The sequence below is a fragment of the Nitrospira sp. genome (assembly GCA_016715825.1).
Lineage (GTDB): Bacteria > Nitrospirota > Nitrospiria > Nitrospirales > Nitrospiraceae > Nitrospira_D.
The window spans coordinates 657,904-675,228 of record JADJXO010000001.1 but is presented as its reverse complement, the minus strand read 5'-3'; the positions used below and the strand labels follow the sequence as shown (position 1 = coordinate 675,228).

Genomic DNA, 17,325 nt, shown 5'->3' with positions numbered 1-17,325 from the left:
TCTTATCGAAAGAGAAACGGAGGTGGAGCGATACCGACCTCCAGTCCTTGATTCACGGCTATCCAGGAAAGACCATCGTCACTGCGGAACACTCCTGAACTCGTCCCCGCATACAGCCCTCTCTCACCTGCCCCCAGTAACACCTGAATGGACAGAGTCGTGAGACCTCGATTCAAAGGTATCCACTGTTTCCCGTTATCCACCGTCTTAAAGATTCCGTGCCCTGTGGCAACAACCATGGTTTGGTCTCTCAGAACGATGCCACGGATGGAGTCATTGGGAAGAGCCCTACTGATCGGACGCCAGGTCAGTCCGCCATCTGTGCTGCGAAAGACTCCCCCATCGAACGTCCCAGCCAAAATACTCTGGTCCTGATCGATCACCAGCACACGGATGAAGTTTTCGATCATGCCTTCATGATCTTTCAGACCATGCCGGACACGAACCCACCCTGAAGAACCAGGGATCAATCGAAAAATCCCTTTCCCTGAGGTACCTGCGAACAACGTTCCGTCTGCGGCCCGTGCAAGAGAATGGACCAACGTATCAGCGAGCCCAGTTGTGACGGGCACCCAGCGATCATCGGCACTGCGAAGGCGATACACACCGTCGCCTGTTCCGGCATAGAGCTCATGATGGACCGTCAGAAGCGATTTGACTTCCAGCCGTTTTAGTCCCTCATTGACCGGCTGCCAGGTAGTGCCTTCATCACGGGACCGGAACACTCCTCCGCGAAACGTTCCGGCGTACACGACCCCGTTCCCTGTGACCGCCACGCTCAAGATAAAGGGATCAGTGACTCCATCTCCCACGGGGTTCCACGTAGCGCCGCGATCCATGGTCCGAAACACACCATGTCCAAACGACCCCGCATAAATCACACCGTTTTCACTGATCGCGAGCGCCTGTACGCTTGTCGCAGACTCTTCTGAAGGTCCCGAGGCCACTGACGAATCGGCTATTACTTGTGCCGTTGGTGCCACCATCGCGTTTCTCGATCGAGGCTCTTCCCCATACGCGATTCCAAGAACCCCACCGGTCCATAATACGAGGACCAGCCAGAGAGCTGGTCCTCGTCTATTCACAATACCCAGGAGCTTCATCGTATTCTCGTTCCTGCCGTTTTGAACGGTACATCAGGGTCAGTCGGCACATCCATCCCATCATGGTCCTGACTTCTCCCAAACATGCGGGCCCCGATAATCCCAACCTCATACAACAACATCAACGGAACTGCCATCAGTAACATCGTAAAGAGCGTGGCATCGGGCGTCACTACGGCAGACACGATGAGGCACAGTAACATCGCGTGTTTCCGGTACCGTGCGAATGTCTGAGCCGACGCCGTACCGATCACGGCCGCCAGCGTCATCGCCAACGGGAGTTCGAATGCGCAACCAAAAATCAGCAGAAATTTTACATTGAAATCAATATAGATTCCTACGCCTAGCTGCGGGGTGATATCACGATCGAGCCCAAAACTCACAAACCAGTCGATCACGAGGGGCAGAATGACGGCGTTACAAAACACCATCCCCAACCCAAACAACGCTCCAGCCAGCATGAACAACGGGATCGCCCAACGCTGCTCCTTCGGGAGCAACGCGGGCTCAATCAACTTCCAACAGTGGTAGAAAATGACCGGCAGACTGAGGATAAAGGCGGCCAACAACGACACCTTGATGGAAGCGAACAAGGCTTCCGTGGGCCCATAAAAGGCCAGTTGGTTCTCAAACGGCCGATTGAGCCATGCGACCATGTCGGCGGAAAACGAGAATGTGAGCACAAGCAACCCTAACATCGTCGCGCCAACGATCAGCAATCGGCGCTTGATATTTTGGAGGTGCGCGGCAAGCGGATGGACGATCTGTGCCATGGTGGTTCTCTCGTCGTAGACGCGGCGCCGGCCTCACAGCAAGCTACCGTGCCGGTTCCAGTCGTTGGTCCCGGTGGAGACGAATAAACTCCGCAAGCTTATCTTTCGTGGCCAATTTTTCTTTTTGGATTCGCTTTTTCTCGATCTCTTCATTCGGCGTCAGGACATGGCGCCGCTGCAACTCGTTCAGCTCACGGTCCAGACGATGGTGAGATTCCTCCAGCTCGCGGAATTCGGTGTTGCTGCGGCGAAGCTGTTCGACAATCGCATCTTCCGTCACCATACGACACCTCCCGGTTAGAGTGAGTCTGTCGAGGTTGATTCACCTCCTGCACGACACGTTGGTACATGCTGTCGACCGCTCGGCCTGACAAGCGGATTCATTTCCATCAGCACGGCATCTTCGAGTGGATTGGAATAATACTGAGGACGTGTCCCGACTTGAATAAACCCCATCGTGGTGTAGAGTACGCGCGCAGGCTTGTTTGACGCTCTGACTTCAAGAACTGCTCGAGTCGCCGCGTGATTGAGTGCCACACGAAATGCTTCCGCCGCCAGGGCCGTTCCAATCCCTTGCCTTCGCACCGACTCTCGCACCGCCAGATTCATCAGGCGCAGCTCTTCAAAGACGATCCAGAAACAGTGATACCCCACGATCGCGCACGCGCTCCCTGCCGATGACTGTCCCTGCTGCTGCATTGCGACGAGAAAGTGTGCAAACTGATTACCCTGTAACTCTGACTCGAGCATTTTGCGCGTCCAGGGGGACGAGAAGCAAGCCTCTTCCAAGGAGAGGATGTCGGGTAGCATCTCCGGCGTCGCGGGCCGAATGTGAAATTCTGATCGTGGTCGGTCGTTGTTCATCTGTTTCGTGTGTTGTTCGATCGTGGACGACGAGCCAGTCGTGCCGCAACTTTCATGTCGACTCTGTTCCGACGTCGCGCGACCGGCGAGAGGCCTCCCGAACGTTCGTACTGGATTTCCGCCTCAGCACGCTGTACGTACAACGGAGCCACCACACTTCCGGCGATCACGCCGCGCTGGATCTGCTCCATTCCCATGCGCGCGACCTGAATCGCCGACGGTCTGAACGCATGATCCGGCCCGATCGTGACCGTGACCGACTCCGGCAATGCAGATCGGATTTCATTCTCCATCGCTGACCATCCAAGCCCGATCATGACAGCCTGGTCAGGCAGGCTTTGCGCAAGCGCTCTGGGGGTGCCAACCTGCTCACTCACAAGCCGTTCCCACTCCCCTTCACCGATCCAACGAAATAGGGCCCAATAGACCTCATCGCGACGACTCACCAATACGGGACAGAGGGGACGAGACTCCCCTTGAACCGTCCTCGCCATCGCGTCCAAGGTGGGAACCAGCGCGAGCGGAATCCCGGCGGCTGCTCGCAGCCCCAGGCAGGTCGCAAGCCCCACACGAATCCCCGTAAACGACCCAGGCCCGGCTGAACAGCAGAGGCCATCCAGCTCGCTGAGTCCTAGCTGAGACTTGCTGAGCAGTTGATCGATGGCCGGCAGCAGGAGCGCCCCATGAGCGCCGCCCGCTTCCTGCTCATGCATACCCAACACCCGATCACCGTCCAGGAGGGCCACGCTCTGCCAGGCAGTTGCCGTTTCAATTGCCAGGATTTTCATCGTAAATTAAGACGCCTGCCCCAAGTCCTTTGCGCTGATCGCTTGGTTATGCTGCAACTCGTGGAAGGTCAACTGGATCGATCCCGACCCATGCCCGTCGACAAGAGCAACCTTGAACGGGCGTAACAGTGGAGCGTCTTGCTCAACCACCATCCGCGCCGGCCCCGTCTTCGAATCATCGAGCCTCCTAAAATCATCGTATTGGATCGTCGCTTCCACGTCGCCGTCCGTTCCCAACCGATCTTCTTGAACCACCAAGAGTCGACGATCAAACCAAAGACGCCGGATAGCATGACGCCCAGCACCCACCTCACCGCTGACGGCCGTATACACCTCAAGGCGATAGCGATCTCGCTCTTCCACGACTTTGACCGTCTCGTCGTTCCTAATCGAACTCGTCCCAAGGACACCACCGACCGCCCATGCGCTCAGCTGCGAGAACCGAGCAAGCTTCCCGAGGTTTTTCATATCGGATTGACGCCCGGTATACACTTTCCCTTCCAGCGGCAAACGGAGCCTGTACCAATCATCGGCCTGCACAAATTCAAACAGCTCATTTCCGATCGGGGTAAAACCTCGTAGGCGCAAGGCGTTGGGTCGACGGTAATGAACGGTCCCCTCCACCCGTGTGGCGATGGGCATAAACCCGCCTCTCACTTTGGCGGTGAACAATCCTTTCATGGAATGAATGGCCGCATCTCGCTGCCGTAACAGCGTCGTGAACTCCTCAGTCGTCACCCGCTTCAGCGGTGGATCTTCTTTCGTCATCACACGCGTGCAGCCGGCAAGCACGGTCCCCGCACACACCGCGATGAGCACCGAGCAGAAAATGCGTTTCATCATGGAGCAAGTTTCATGAGTCGTCTCACCTGGATGATTAGGCCAGTACAACATCAAGCGCCTCTCTCACTTCGTGAATCCCGATCAATTCCATCCCATCGATGGGATCCAGCTTTGCCAGATTGCGTTCCGGCAAAATACAGCGTTTAAACCCCATCTTGGCTGCCTCGCGGATGCGTAATTCTGCCTGGCTCACAGCACGAACTTCGCCGCCCAAACCAACTTCACCTAAAACAAGCATCCCCGGTTCAACCGGCATCTCCCGTAAGCTGGAGGTGACGGCCGCCACAAGACCAAGATCGATCGCCGGTTCCTCGATGTGCATGCCTCCGACGATATTCACATAGACATCCTGTCCGGACAGATGAAACCCCAACCGCTTTTCCATGACCGCCAGCAACAGCGAGACGCGATTGAGTTCCACACCGTTGGCCATCCGTTTGGGCATGGCATAACTGGTCGACGAAACCAGCGCCTGGAGTTCGACGAGAATGGGCCTGGTCCCCTCGAGGCTCGAGACGACGACAGAACCGGTACTTCGCTCCGGACGTTCAGCCAGGAACAGCTCAGAGGGGTTACTCACCTCTTCCAACCCCCCATCTTTCATTTCAAACACCCCGATTTCATTCGTCGACCCAAACCGATTTTTGACGGCACGAAGAATCCGATAGCTGTGTCCTTTGTCGCCTTCGAAGTACAACACTGTGTCGACGATATGTTCCAGCAACCGTGGCCCGGCAATGGCCCCCTCTTTTGTCACGTGTCCGATGATAAAGACCGGAACTCCGGCCCGCTTGGCGAACCACATGAGTTGTCCGGCCACCTCCTGCACCTGACTGATACTGCCTGGAGCGGACGTGATCTGTTCCGTATACACGGTTTGGATCGAATCGACGACCACCGCCACCGGCTGAATGTCCTGGACCGCTTTGAGAATCTGCTCCAGCGACGTTTCCGCCAGAATCAACAAATGTGGATGTTCGATACCCAGACGCTGCCCGCGCATCTTGATCTGCCGCGGTGATTCTTCTCCGGACACGTACAAGACCGGCGCATCCTTTGCGGCCAACCGCGGTAACGCTTGCAGGAGCAGTGTCGTCTTGCCGATCCCAGGATCGCCGCCGATCAAGATCACCGCCCCGGGAATGACGCCGCCCCCTAACACTCGATCAAACTCGCCGATGTTGGTCAAACGACGATCCTCACCCACCACTTCAATCTCAGCAATCGGCGTGGCCTTGGCTTGAACCGTTTTCATCGCAGCTGGGCGACCCTTACCGCTCGCAGCTTGGCGTTCTTCCTTCATCGTATTCCAGCCGGTGCAGTCGGGGCATCGACCGAGCCACCGTGGAGATTGATGCCCACAGGCCTGACAGGAGAAGACAACCTTGGCTTTCAACGAATTGGCCTCACAGGGAAAGGAAAACCTGCACGCTATCTTAATGGATGTCCCACGGGAAGAAAAGGACTTGGTACAGGTGGCGATCGCACGACAGGTATGTCCGCCTTAAGAATTCTTCAGCGTGACCCGATAGGGCTTGGAGGGAATCCATCGGAGCCGGGTGTGCTGATGAAGAAACAGATCCGAATCGACGAATTGCAGCTGGGCATGTTGGTCGAACAACTCGATCGCTCCTGGCTGAGCACACCATTTTTTCGTCACAAGATGACGATTACCTCTCCTCACCAAATTGCCCAGCTGAAAGCCAGTGGCGTGCAGACACTGACGGTGAGTGTCGATTCGGCGGAGGTCGGAGAAGAATCCGTGCTGGAAGAACCGAGCACTGATGATTCAGGAAGCTCGGCATCGGAAGAGACGGAATTGGGAGCGCCGCTCATCACGTTTGAAGAGGAACTCCCCGAAGCCAGGCGGATCTATCAAGCTGCCAAGACGATCGTGCAGAACGCGTTGCAGGACACGAGACTTGGGCGAGCCATCAATGTCGATGCGGTTAATTCGGTCGTGTCTGAGATGACTGACAGTGTCCTTCGAAATCCGGACGCCTTGTCCAGCCTGTCAAGGCTCAAACGGTTCGACGAATACACCTTTTACCACTCCGTGAATACGTCACTCTTGGCCATGTCGTTGGGTCGCAGCCTTGGGTTCGATCGGTCGATGTTGCATTTGGCTGGTGTCGGCACGCTGCTGCACGATATCGGCAAGATGAAGATCCCTCTGGAAGTACTAAATAAGCCTGGCCGTTTCGAAGCCCATGAAATGGAGATCATGAAGCAGCATGTCCTCCGAGGAGTCGAGGTCCTGGCCAGTACAACCGGCTTAGGAGCTTCCTACGTGCAGCCCGCGCTCGAGCACCACGAACGCGTGAACGGAGACGGATATCCGCACAAGCGCGCGAAGCACGACATCAGCCAGTATGGTTTGATCACCGCTATCGTCGATATCTATGACGCAATGACGAGCGATCGGTGCTACCACAAGGGGCAACCGGCTCATCAAGCCCTCCAACTGCTCTATCGTCTCTCGCTCGAAGGTCATCTCGATGCGACGCTTGTCCAGCGGTTTATCCAGGTCGTGGGAGTCTACCCCGTGGGATCGGTCGTGGAGTTGAATACGGGAGAAGTCGCCATCGTCAAACAGGTCAACCATCACGCACCCCTGTTGCCGGTCGTGCTCATCGTGAAAAGCGTCGGGAATACCTTGCTCCTGCGTCCCCAGGAATACGATCTCTCTCTCCAAGGAGAGACCCCTCATCAGACTGTTACAGCCATTCTGACCCCCCATCAAACAGGTCTCGATCCCGCCAATTATCTGGACAAGAAAGCCGCATAGACACGCCTATCGGCTCTGCGCATCCCCGCACACGTCCCGACCATCACGCACGAATTGCAGCAGCGTGAGTCTTAAGGTTTTGTAGAGTCGCTCCGATATCGCTTACTGGAGGATCTGGTTCACTCTCCTCTGGCCATGAAAAAACACATCACCATCGACGAATTACGGCCGGGCATGCAGATCGAAAAATTGGACCGGTCCTGGCTGGAGACGCCGTTTTTTCGACACCGAATGAGCGTCACATCGTTCGAGCAAATCGCACAATTAAAGGCCAGCGGAGTACGAACGCTGGTGGTAACTCTCGAGACAGCGGAAATGACAGATACCCCAGGCTCGGAACCGGACATTGCCACGGATCCCGTGCTCACGGCACCGGAAGAACCAGCATCGGTGCCACCCACAATCCCATTCGAGGAGGAACTGCCAGACGCCAGGCGCGTGTATCAAGCCGCCAAGACGATTGTACAGAACGCCATGCATGACACACGGCTTGGGCGGGCGATCAATATGGAAGAAGTCAATCGAGTCGTCTCCGACATGACCGGCAGCGTGCTCAGAAATCCCGATGCCCTCACCAGCTTATCGAGACTGAAGAAGTTCGATGAATACACGTTCTACCACTCCGTCAATACATCGATCCTAGCCCTGTCCCTAGGGCGTGATCTTGGATTTGAGCGCAACGCACTGCATCAGATCGGAGTCGGCACGCTGCTGCATGATATTGGAAAGACCAAAATCCCTTCTGAGATTCTGAACAAGCCAGGCCGATTTGAACCGCATGAGATGGAGATCATGAAGCAGCATGTTCTGCGAGGAGTGGAGGTGCTCACCACGACGACAGGGCTGGGCGATTCCTACCTGCGCCCTGCACTTGAGCATCACGAACGAGTCGATGGCACCGGCTATCCGCACAGACGAGTCAGAAGCGAACTCAGCCAGTTCGGCCTGATGGCCGCAGTCGTCGACATCTACGATGCGATCACGAGTGACCGCTGCTACCACAAGGGACGTGTCGCGCATGAAGCTCTACAGTTTCTCTATCGCTTGGCGCTGGAGGGACATTTGGACGCCACGCTGGTTCAGCGGTTCATCCACGTGGTGGGGGTCTATCCGGTCGGCTCGGTCGTGGAGTTGAATACGGGAGAAGTCGCCATCGTCAAACAGATTCACCATCATGTGCCGCTCACGCCGGTGGTGCTTCTCGTCAAAAGCGCAGGGAATAGCCTCCTCTCCAATCCACGCGAAATGGATCTCGTCGCGCAGCTTGAGACACCCCATCGCAAGATCACGGCCATTCTAGATCCCACACATACCGGCATCGATCCGACCGACTACCTCGACAAGAAGGCTGCATAAACACCCTCATCACCGAGGCACGTTCACAACCTTTCCTTGCAGCTCTCTACGCCCATCCTCGATTGCCTGCTCACAACATTACTCGGATAAGTGACTGCCGACCTACCTTCCCGTTCTTTCAAGCTGACAAGACATTGACGAGCCAATCTCGTGGAGAGCGTCAATTTCCTGAACAATCGCGTCTCCATTTAACTACGTATCCATCAAATCATCGCAATATTCGCATATGCCAATTTGGCGCACTTCTTGCTTGACTTGTTCATCAGCACCGTACGTAGTCACCCTGGGAGGGAGCAATGGACTGTCCGAAGTGTAAAGGCATGATGATGCTGGAGCGGTTCTCGGATTTCTTTCTTGTGTTCTATGCCTGGAAATGCCTCAATTGCGGCGCCATTATCGACCGCACCATTTCTAATAATCGCCGAAAGAGTTTGGCTGCCCGTGAGGCCCAGATCGTGGCCACGCGGTAAGATGATCGTCGTCATCTCGTGTTTGGAATCCGTTCCTGGTGGAACTGCGGTAATCTGCTGCGATCTCCCTCCACCTTAGGGGCATTCAGGGGAGTCGTTTCACGCCGCCTCCGAAGCGCTCACTCGCACGCCGTCGAGGACGCGAAGCAGTGCGTCGATATCCCCGGACGGGAACAACTCATCAGGACCATACGGCGCGATATCCGTGAACGGCGATTCATAGAGTCGAGCCGGCTCTATGACACCATGCTCAGTAAGGTGATCGACGATCAAACTCACGAATTCCAGTTGGTTCGCAGTGAAAGTCTCTCCATTGATGAACCGCGCCAGGGCATCTTTCGCAGCACTCCGATCCATCCCGACCAGAGACCGGACGAAGAGACCCAAGCCTTTGGCTTCATCTGCTGAGCGGCGGATCTCATCCGGGCCACCTACCCCACTCGTGTCCAGCAACTGCTCCAGCTCCGTGAGGTCCGAGGCAGTCAGCGGCTTATTCATGCGCAGCTTGGCGACTGCGACGTGGTCAAGATGCTGACGCAGGAACGCCCGCGCTTTCGCGACAAACTTCGTGTGATCAGTCCCGACTGATAAACCAGGCAATGTGAAACTGGTCTCGCCGCCTATCAGGTCCTCGAAATCCGTGTAGACGGGCTTGCGTTGGCGCTTGTCGATAAACTGCACCAACCCGCGCAGTCGACGGCGCATCGCTTCCAGCATAGGAACTGTCACATCCTGCCACCACTCATCGCTTTGAATATCCTGAATCAGTGCCATTTGCTCACGCACCATCGGGATGGCGCTCTTCTCTTCCAGCAATCCAGCGATCTCCTTCACGCGATCGCGCAGTCGCGCAAAACTTGGCTCGAGCCGAAGCAAGGACAGTTGGAGGTTGAGTGCAAGCAGATCGAAGCGTTTCGCTTCTTCGTTCTCGGGGTCGAGCTCAGAGGGAAGCCCTGCGATCTCATGAGATAGTTCGGCCAGCGCCTCGTTTGCCAGCACCACCCAGGCCTCGGGCCTGGCGTATTTTTCCACCAGGCGCCGATGGGGTCGCACCACAAAATTGTCGAGATTCATGGCGGCCACTTCCCGTTGCAGCAGCTCCGCGATGGACTGCCTCAGGTCATCCTTCGTCGACGGTCCACCATACGTTGCCAAGGCTTCCTTCATCGCCGTCACGAGCTTGTCCTGTGAGGTCGTATCCAATGTGGCCAAAAGTTCCAACCGTGCGGTGAAGAGCCGCTTTCCCAGGGAAGCACCGACCCTGCCTTCAGTTGCAGGAATGTCCTGGCTGAAGTACTCGAGGTTCTGGCAGTAGTCGAAGAGATAGAAGAACGTCTTGTGCTGACCCGGCCCGAACAGGTCCGGGCACAGCCGCGTGCCACGGCCGACCATCTGCCAGAACTTCGTCTTCGACCGCACCAGCTTGAAGAAGACGAGGTTCACCACTTCGGGGATGTCGATGCCGGTGTCGAGCATGTCCACCGAGATGGCGATGTGCGGCGCCTTGTCCTTGCTCGAGAAGTCGTCGATCAGGCTCTGCGCATACTCGGTCTTGAACGTGATCACGCGCGCGAACTCGCCCTTGTAGTGCGGGTAGTTGGCGTTGAAGCGCTCCGCGATGAACTCGGCGTGCTGCTGGTTCTTGGCGAAGATGATCGTCTTGCCCAACCGGTCGCCACCCGCCACCGTCAGGCCGCGCGTCATGACATGGGCCAGCACCTTGTCCACCGTGTCCTTGTTGAATAGCCACTTGTTGACCGCCTCGGCCTCCACGCGATTGGGGGCGGTGCCATCCTCGTCCCACTCCAGCGCGTCCCACTGGTCCTTGTCGTCTTCCGACAGCTCGTCGTACTTGATTCCCTCGCGCTGGAACTTGAGCGGCACCGACACGGCCCTGGGCGGCACGAGGAAGCCGTCGCGCACCGCCTCCTCGAGACCGTAGGCGTCGGTCGGCACGCCGTTTTCCAGGTCGAACAGGCTGTAGGTGTTGCGGTCCACCTCGTCCTTGGGCGTGGCCGTGAGCCCGACCAGCAGCGAGTCGAAGTAGTCGAAGATGGCGCGGTACTTCTGGAACACCGAGCGGTGCGCCTCGTCGATGATCACCAGGTCGAAGTGCCCGACGCCGAAGCGGCGCTGCCCGTCTCGCGTCTCGTCGATCAGCCCCATCATCGTCGGATAGGTGGAGACGAAGACCCGCCCCTCGGCGTCCTTCTCGGTGACCAGGTTCACCGGCGAGGCGTCGGGCAGGTGCCTCTTGAAGGCGTTCACCGCCTGGTTCACGAGCGCCACGCGATCCGCGAGGAACAGAACGCGTTTCGCCCAGTTGCAGCGCATCAGCAGGTCGGCGAGCGCGATCACCGTGCGCGTCTTGCCGGCGCCGGTGGCCATCACCAGCAGCGCCTTGCGGTCGTGGTCGCGCTCGAAGGCCTCGCCGATGCGGCGGATCGCCCGCACCTGGTAGTGGCGCTCGACGATCGCCTGGATTGATGGTCGCCTCGGCAAGCCGGCGTCTGGTGCCGCGCCGCTGGATCAGGCGCTCGAGCTCGGCCTTCTTGTAGAAGCCCTGGATCTTCCGCGGCGGGTAGCGGGTGTCGTCCCAAATCCAGTGCTCGTAGCCGTTGGAGTAGAAGATCAGCGGGCGCTGGCCGAACTGGCGTTCCAGGCAGTCCGCGTACAGCCTGGCCTGCTGCTGGCCGACGCGCGCGTCGCGCCGGGTGCGCTTGGCTTCGACGAGCCCCAGTGGCTTGCCGTCGTCGCCCCAGAGGACGTAGTCGACGAAGCCCTTGCCCTGGTTGTTGGGCATGCCGCTGACCTCGAACTCCCGGTCCCGCGGCTGGTCGAGCGGCCAGCCGGCCTCCTTGAGCAGCAGGTCGATGAAGTAGTCGCGGGTCTCGGCCTCGGAGTAGTCGTGCGTGTCCGGCTGCGCCGCTGCGGCCTTCTTTGCCTTCGGCGACCTCGGCCCGAAGGCGCTTCAGCTCCTCGTCGAGCGCGGTCTTGTCGGCGAGCAGTGCCGCGAGGTTCTCGTCCTTCTCGCGCAGTCCTGTTTCGAGGCTGCAGCTGCTCGGGCGTCTGCCTTGGGCTGGCGCCGGCCGGGCAGCGCCCCTGGGTCGAACACGAGGCCCGGCGCTGGTCGGCCCATCCGTGCATAGGTGCGGGCGAACCAGTACGCGATGTGGAACAGCTCGCGCACCGCGGCCAGGGCGTCCTCGTCCGGGATCGGCCGGTGGCTGTGCACGGCGCGGTTGCCGAGCTTGTTGATCACCCGCGCCTTGCTGAAGACCGCCTCGCCGGCGGCCTGCTTGAAGCTGGGGTCGTGGATCAGCGCGGAGAGGTTGTCCTGGTGGGGCAGCCCAGCGGCGGTCATGCTTATAAGCCCAACCCACCGCCAGCTCCAGCGTGCGGCGGGCATAGAAGCAGGCCGTGCGAGGATCAGCCTGCACTGCCGCTTCGGCTTTTGACGCCGCCTCGAAGACGGTCGCCCATTCGTGCTGAAGGAAGATGAATTGGCTCATAACAAGAAGTGCTGCTCTGACTGCTTCATGTCACAGCCCGGTGTCATAGCTTGTCACAGCGTTCGGACTTGCGATTCACGGCACAATTGTTGGCGCGATTCTGTCGCAATATGTGTCGCGATTCTGTCGCGATTCATCGTAACCCCTTGCCAGACAACGAATAACGGGTCGCCCGCGCGGCTCCTTCAGCGACCGCAATCCCCGCTTCCACGAGACCGTGGAGGTCACGCTGAAGAGTGCGCCGAGTGACGCCAGGGACAATGGCCTCGACCTCCTCCATGCCGAGCGGGCCGCCCTCCAGAAGTGCCTCGACCATCACTGCCTGCCGTTCGTTCAGCCCATGCTGGCGCACGAGCACGTCGCGCCGAATCACCCGTTCCCCACGCTGTCGGACCTCGTTCATCTGGGTCGCAAGCCCATCCACGAAGTACTCAAGCCAGCCGGTCAGGTCCATCCCCTGCTCGCGCGCGCTCTGGATAGCGCGATAGAAGGCGGCACGGTCGCGATCATAGAACTCGCTGAGCGTAAACAACCGCTTGAAGTCGTAGCCCGAACGATACAGGCAGAATGTAGAGAGCAGGCGCGACGTGCGACCATTGCCGTCGACGAAGGGATGGATATGCACAAGCTGAAACTGCGCAATGCCGGCCACCAGCACCGGATGGATGCTTGTGTCGGTGCGTAGCCACTCGACCAACTCGCGCATCAGCGGCAAGACATCTTGAGGTGGCGGCGGGGTATAGATGACTTCGCGTGTGTGGCTGTTGCCGACGTAATTTTGAATCAGGCGATATTGTCCGGGCTGAGCAGCACCGCCACGCACGCCTTCGACCAGCCGCTGGTGGATCTCACGAATGAGCGCCTCGGTGATCGGCTCGCCGCTGCCCAGATACTCCGCGACCAGATTGAATGCCTCGCGGTAGTTCAGCAGCTCACGGACATCATCACGGCTGGCGCCTTCAACCTTTCCACCGGCCCACAGACGCGCGGCCTCATCGAGCGTGAGATGGGTACCCTCGATGTGCGTGGTGTGGTGCGCTTCCAGCAGCAGCGCACGCTGGCTCATGCGCTCGATCCAATCTTCCGATAGCGTGGCCGCCTCCAAAAATCCCCTTGTCCGTTCGATCGCCGTGAGCGCGGCGGTGATCGGATTTGTGATCGTGAAACGCGGTCTCAGTGACATGCTCAGCTCATCCTTTGACCGGTGTAAGTCCACGACGGCTAGCCAGAAGAGCGACGTCTTTCATGTCGGCCTTGAGGCGGAGGCGCTCTAGAACGCGCTGCTGCGTCCCTGGGGTCCAGAAAATGCGCAGGTGCTTACGTGCCCGCGTTACGGCTGTGTAGAAGATACTGTGTGTAATGTCGTCTTCATTGGCATCGGTAATTACGATCTTGACGGAGTCGTACTCGAGGCCCTGCGCCTTGTGGATCGACACTGCGTAGGCCACCTGGAATGGCACGGTCGTGTTCAATGAGTCATCGTCTTCATCACTGGTGTCGTACTGGTAGACTGAGAAGCGCACAGTTGAGTCACCCATCCATTCGAGATCAGTGCCATTAATGTCGAATTGGCTGAGCGGTCGATCCAACTCGACGTCGAACTGGATTCGACCGGGGACGTGCTCGATGCCTCCTGATCCGGCCTTTGAGGTTGTTGTAGATGACGGGGTCGGAACCGCTCGGTATCGTAGAAGAGAACAGGGTCACCGACCTTGTACATCGAGACGCGCCCGCGTCGTCGCTGCCTGGGGATTGCTGCTCTGGAGGAATCGGTTGATGTTGTTGATGCCGTAGAGGCCATCGTAGTTCAGGCAGAGGATGATCTCGTCCTTCCCTCCGGTCTCGAACAGCGTCTTGTCTAGTACAGTCGAGTACCCGTTGCGAGCCATGACCTCGGCGATGTCATCTTCGATGGCTCGCACCTTGTTCCAGAAACCCAAGAGTGACTTGTTCTTGGTTCTAAAAGGCGTCGTCAGCTCGAATACAGACGTACTCGGGATGAATGAACGGATGATTCCAAACCAGTTGCCGAACTGGATCGACTCGATCTGATAGACGTCACCAACGAGGACGAGCAACTTAAAGAAGGTCTTGTCCAGCACCTTGATCAGGTCTGCATTGCTCACGGTGCTGCACTCATCAATGATGACGACATCGTACACCGTATCGGCGTCACCCCTGTAGATCTGGCTGCTGATCGTCCGGAAATCCGAGTTCTGCGCGGTTACCTTGCGCTTGAGATTGTCGATCGCTGGGTTGGTGTGCGCGAGAAAGAGCTTCTTCTTGTCGTTGAAGTAGTGCGCGATGTGATCCACCATCGTTGACTTCCCAGTGCCGGCTGCCCCATAGATCAGGGCGACGCGAGACTGGCTGAATAGCTGCTTGAGCGCATCCTCTTTCATTGGGTCATCGATGCCACGAGATGTTTCATTGAGCCAGCGCACGACGGCTTGGGTGTAGCCGGCAATCCCAGATGAAGCGTTCTCTTTCAGTTTGTTTATGAATAGAGACAGTATCTTCTTCATACCCACTGATGAAGACGTGTTCCTTGTCGAGCACGAGTCGACGATGCGTATGCTTGAAGTACAGCTTATCGTTGTAGGTAGAGATCACCTCATTGACCACTCCGAACTCTTTTAGATCAACCGCGGCCGTGTAGAGAATTCCGTTGCGCTCTACGTTGTTTTTCACGCATCGAGCGAGGAGTTCGTGGCTCCGCCCGGTCACATCAAGGCTCTCCAGTAGGTCCCAGTACCGTGGGTTGTGCCCCGGCAACGAGGTGCAGAACGGCATGTTGTCGAACGGGATGCAGCCGTAGGGGAGCTTGAGATTGGAGAGAGGACCACAGCCATCCGGGTGATACTGAGCTTTGAGTATCTGATTGTGCATTCGCAGCATGAGATAACGGAGGACGATGTGACCGGGAGCGGCTGATCTCACGATGCGACGCGCGTCATCCAGCACGGGGAAGATCTGCGGCTTGTCCATACTGGCCGTCCCCGCCGCCCGCAGCGCCGAGTATTGAGCGTCTGGCATATCGCACAAATCGAGCAGGCTGCCAGAGCGCACGGTCAGGCCCCGCATCAGATAGCGATACTCCTCCGAATTGGTCCGAACTTCTGTCGTCATGCCCAGAAGGCGTGCGAAGTTGTCGAACTCGCAAGGGCGGATCGAAACCTCCCAATCGCAAATGATCGTAATCGGCATCGTCTGGCGAAGCACTTCAATCGAGTCCTGCAAGAGCGTCAACATGGCCGCATACTTATCAGCCATGTCGATATTGGTGAAGGCGATGATGCGATCGAACTTGCTCACCTTGTTGACGGCGCGGTAGAAGGTTACCTCATAGTAGATTTTCCCGCTGACGAAGAACGGGCGCGTCTTATGGATGTGGTACCTATCTCGCGCACCACTGTCTGGCCGTGATGCACGGCTCGCCTCAATTCTTGCGGCGATCTTCTCGTGGTACTCCTGCAGCGACGGATCGAGGTCTACGGGGAACTTTTCGAGGTTTGCCAGCAATGCGAGCCCACAGTTATCTTGAAGCAAGCTGCGGATGCGGTAGAGATACTCATAGTACTTGAGCATCAACCGTTCGGAAGCATCACCGTCCAAAGTGTAGTGAGAAGCGCTCTTTTCTATCAGCTTGTGGAACTTGCCGAGGAAGTTGAACTTCCCCTTGCTCTTAACGAAGTCGAGCGCAGGTTTTACCGCGGGGTACTTGAATTCAGCATCAGGTGAGCCCGTGTGAAGACGGACCGCCACGCCCTCAACGAGATTCCGCAGTTGTGCAAGAACATTCTGCGAGAGCAATGAACGCTGGTCACCGAGCGATTCGATGTTCTGGCAGATCGCCGCATCTGCGCTCTGAATCTGGTCACCGACCGAACTCATGGACCACCTCCGATGCCTCATCAGAACCTAGCCACAGATCTCCTTGGAAGGCGCGGTGTTGGAGAGACGCAAAAAGAGTGTCGAATTTTGACGCTGTGGTCAGATTAGCTGTTTTATGTTGATTCACTTGTGTGACCACCTTCTCGCATCGCTCTTGTAGTTCTGTAGGCGGTACTGGCACCCGCATGCGGTTGAGAAGTTCCAACGTTATATACTTTGTATTTGTACCTTTTGATATGCGTTTTAATTCTGCCAACTTATGTTCGAGAACAAATCGTGCGTACGCATAGGAGTTGCGTTCGTCCTGCAGAGTAATCACATAGGTCCGTTGATATGCGTTGAACTTACCTTTGTAGTACTTCACTGAGTAGTCGGCATTTGCATTGTTACCAGCAAGCAGCAGCGCCTCGCAGTCGAATGCGAAAGTGTCAATTTGGAAATTCTCTTGTGCGCAGGTAAAAAACGGATACTTCCCGCCTGGTTCCGCCGCATTGGAATCAAGCTTTCCTGTACGGAAGAAGAAAAAGGTCTTCAAATCTTCTTGCGGCCATCCCTTCGGATTCGTAGTTGGATCGCCGAACATGTCGAGGAAGATGGATTGCGTGAGGGTGTCGAGCTGGGCGAGGGCGGCGCGGCGCTTGGCCCGCAGCTCGTCCGCCTTGTCCAAAATCTCCACTACTTTCCGTTGCTCAGGGAGAGGCGGAAGAGGGATGCGCGCCTCGGTTAGATTTTCAAGCTTAATATACTTGATTACTCCGCCAATACTCAGACGTCGTAGGTACTCCAAGTACGAGTCCAGAAAACGGTAAAGATATCGAACATCTAAGGCTGTCTTATCTAGTGATTCAATTACGTAAGTCCGTTGATAGGCATCGAACTTGCCATTGTAGTACTTAACGTTGAGTTGATCTTCCCCTGATTTCGTGGACACGTG

12 protein-coding genes and 2 pseudogenes are annotated in these 17,325 nt (G+C 57.2%); 3 read left to right on the top strand and 11 right to left on the bottom strand.

Annotation, left to right across the window (positions count from 1 at the left end; genetic code table 11):
* Positions 1 to 2: 2 nt before the first annotated feature.
* Genes IPM58_03345 through radA form a run of 7 tightly spaced genes read right to left on the bottom strand, consistent with a single transcriptional unit; the run spans position 3 to position 5,767 of the window.
* Positions 3 to 1,103, bottom strand: a complete 1,101-nt coding sequence (locus IPM58_03345) for a hypothetical protein (GenBank protein ID MBK9306124.1) — start codon at positions 1,101 to 1,103, stop codon at positions 3 to 5.
* Positions 1,100 to 1,876: a twin-arginine translocase subunit TatC gene (tatC, locus tag IPM58_03340; protein MBK9306123.1), complete on the bottom strand. Its 777-nt coding sequence runs from the start codon at positions 1,874 to 1,876 to the stop codon at positions 1,100 to 1,102. Before tatC ends, IPM58_03345 begins: the two co-directional genes overlap by 4 nt.
* Positions 1,877 to 1,919: 43 nt before the next feature.
* A complete protein-coding gene (locus IPM58_03335) occupies positions 1,920 to 2,159 on the bottom strand; it encodes a DUF465 domain-containing protein (protein MBK9306122.1) in 240 nt (79 codons plus the stop codon).
* Between the two features lie 14 nt (positions 2,160 to 2,173).
* On the bottom strand, positions 2,174 to 2,686 hold the full coding sequence (gene rimI, locus IPM58_03330) for a ribosomal protein S18-alanine N-acetyltransferase (GenBank protein MBK9306121.1): 513 nt from the start codon (positions 2,684 to 2,686) through the stop codon (positions 2,174 to 2,176).
* 50 nt (positions 2,687 to 2,736) lie between these two features.
* A complete protein-coding gene (gene tsaB / locus IPM58_03325; GenBank protein MBK9306120.1) occupies positions 2,737 to 3,528 on the bottom strand; it encodes a tRNA (adenosine(37)-N6)-threonylcarbamoyltransferase complex dimerization subunit type 1 TsaB in 792 nt (263 codons plus the stop codon).
* A gap of 6 nt (positions 3,529 to 3,534) precedes the next feature.
* Positions 3,535 to 4,371, bottom strand: coding sequence for a hypothetical protein (locus IPM58_03320; GenBank protein MBK9306119.1), 837 nt, complete (start codon positions 4,369 to 4,371; stop codon positions 3,535 to 3,537).
* Between the two features lie 34 nt (positions 4,372 to 4,405).
* Entirely contained in the window at positions 4,406 to 5,767 is a 1,362-nt protein-coding gene (gene radA, locus IPM58_03315) for a DNA repair protein RadA (protein ID MBK9306118.1), read from the bottom strand.
* Positions 5,768 to 5,938: 171 nt separating this feature from the next.
* On the opposite strand from radA, the gene IPM58_03310 reads away from it, so the two are divergent.
* The 3 genes from IPM58_03310 (at position 5,939) to IPM58_03300 (ending at position 8,985) form a co-directional block, all read left to right on the top strand.
* A complete protein-coding gene (locus IPM58_03310; protein MBK9306117.1) occupies positions 5,939 to 7,159 on the top strand; it encodes an HD-GYP domain-containing protein in 1,221 nt (406 codons plus the stop codon).
* A 135-nt stretch (positions 7,160 to 7,294) separates the two neighbouring features.
* Positions 7,295 to 8,515, top strand: coding sequence for an HD-GYP domain-containing protein (locus IPM58_03305; GenBank protein MBK9306116.1), 1,221 nt, complete (start codon positions 7,295 to 7,297; stop codon positions 8,513 to 8,515).
* A gap of 296 nt (positions 8,516 to 8,811) precedes the next feature.
* Positions 8,812 to 8,985, top strand: coding sequence for a hypothetical protein (locus IPM58_03300; GenBank protein MBK9306115.1), 174 nt, complete (start codon positions 8,812 to 8,814; stop codon positions 8,983 to 8,985).
* A 99-nt stretch (positions 8,986 to 9,084) separates the two neighbouring features.
* Here the strand turns inward: IPM58_03300 and IPM58_03295 are convergent.
* The 4 genes and pseudogenes from IPM58_03295 to IPM58_03280 form a co-directional block, all read right to left on the bottom strand.
* Positions 9,085 to 12,497, bottom strand: a pseudogene (locus IPM58_03295) (DEAD/DEAH box helicase family protein).
* Positions 12,498 to 12,630: 133 nt separating this feature from the next.
* Positions 12,631 to 13,680, bottom strand: a complete 1,050-nt coding sequence (locus IPM58_03290; protein ID MBK9306114.1) for a Fic family protein — start codon at positions 13,678 to 13,680, stop codon at positions 12,631 to 12,633.
* Positions 13,681 to 13,687: 7 nt separating this feature from the next.
* Positions 13,688 to 16,391 (bottom strand): annotated as a pseudogene (locus IPM58_03285) (AAA family ATPase).
* A complete protein-coding gene (locus IPM58_03280; GenBank protein MBK9306113.1) occupies positions 16,375 to 17,322 on the bottom strand; it encodes a restriction endonuclease subunit S in 948 nt (315 codons plus the stop codon). Before IPM58_03280 ends, IPM58_03285 begins: the two are co-directional and overlap by 17 nt.
* Positions 17,323 to 17,325: the final 3 nt, after the last annotated feature.

Bases quoted from the DNA above. Each gene is read 5' to 3' on its own strand.
- IPM58_03345 (MBK9306124.1), bottom strand. From the start codon at position 1,103: ATGAAGCTCCTGGGTATTGTGAATAGACGAGGACCAGCTCTCTGGCTG.
- tatC (MBK9306123.1), bottom strand. From the start codon at position 1,876: ATGGCACAGATCGTCCATCCGCTTGCCGCGCACCTCCAAAATATCAAG.
- IPM58_03335 (MBK9306122.1), bottom strand. From the start codon at position 2,159: ATGGTGACGGAAGATGCGATTGTCGAACAGCTTCGCCGCAGCAACACC.
- rimI (MBK9306121.1), bottom strand. From the start codon at position 2,686: ATGCTACCCGACATCCTCTCCTTGGAAGAGGCTTGCTTCTCGTCCCCC.
- tsaB (MBK9306120.1), bottom strand. From the start codon at position 3,528: ATGAAAATCCTGGCAATTGAAACGGCAACTGCCTGGCAGAGCGTGGCC.
- IPM58_03320 (MBK9306119.1), bottom strand. From the start codon at position 4,371: ATGATGAAACGCATTTTCTGCTCGGTGCTCATCGCGGTGTGTGCGGGG.
- IPM58_03310 (MBK9306117.1), top strand. From the start codon at position 5,939: ATGAAGAAACAGATCCGAATCGACGAATTGCAGCTGGGCATGTTGGTC.
- IPM58_03305 (MBK9306116.1), top strand. From the start codon at position 7,295: ATGAAAAAACACATCACCATCGACGAATTACGGCCGGGCATGCAGATC.
- IPM58_03300 (MBK9306115.1), top strand. From the start codon at position 8,812: ATGGACTGTCCGAAGTGTAAAGGCATGATGATGCTGGAGCGGTTCTCG.
- IPM58_03290 (MBK9306114.1), bottom strand. From the start codon at position 13,680: ATGTCACTGAGACCGCGTTTCACGATCACAAATCCGATCACCGCCGCG.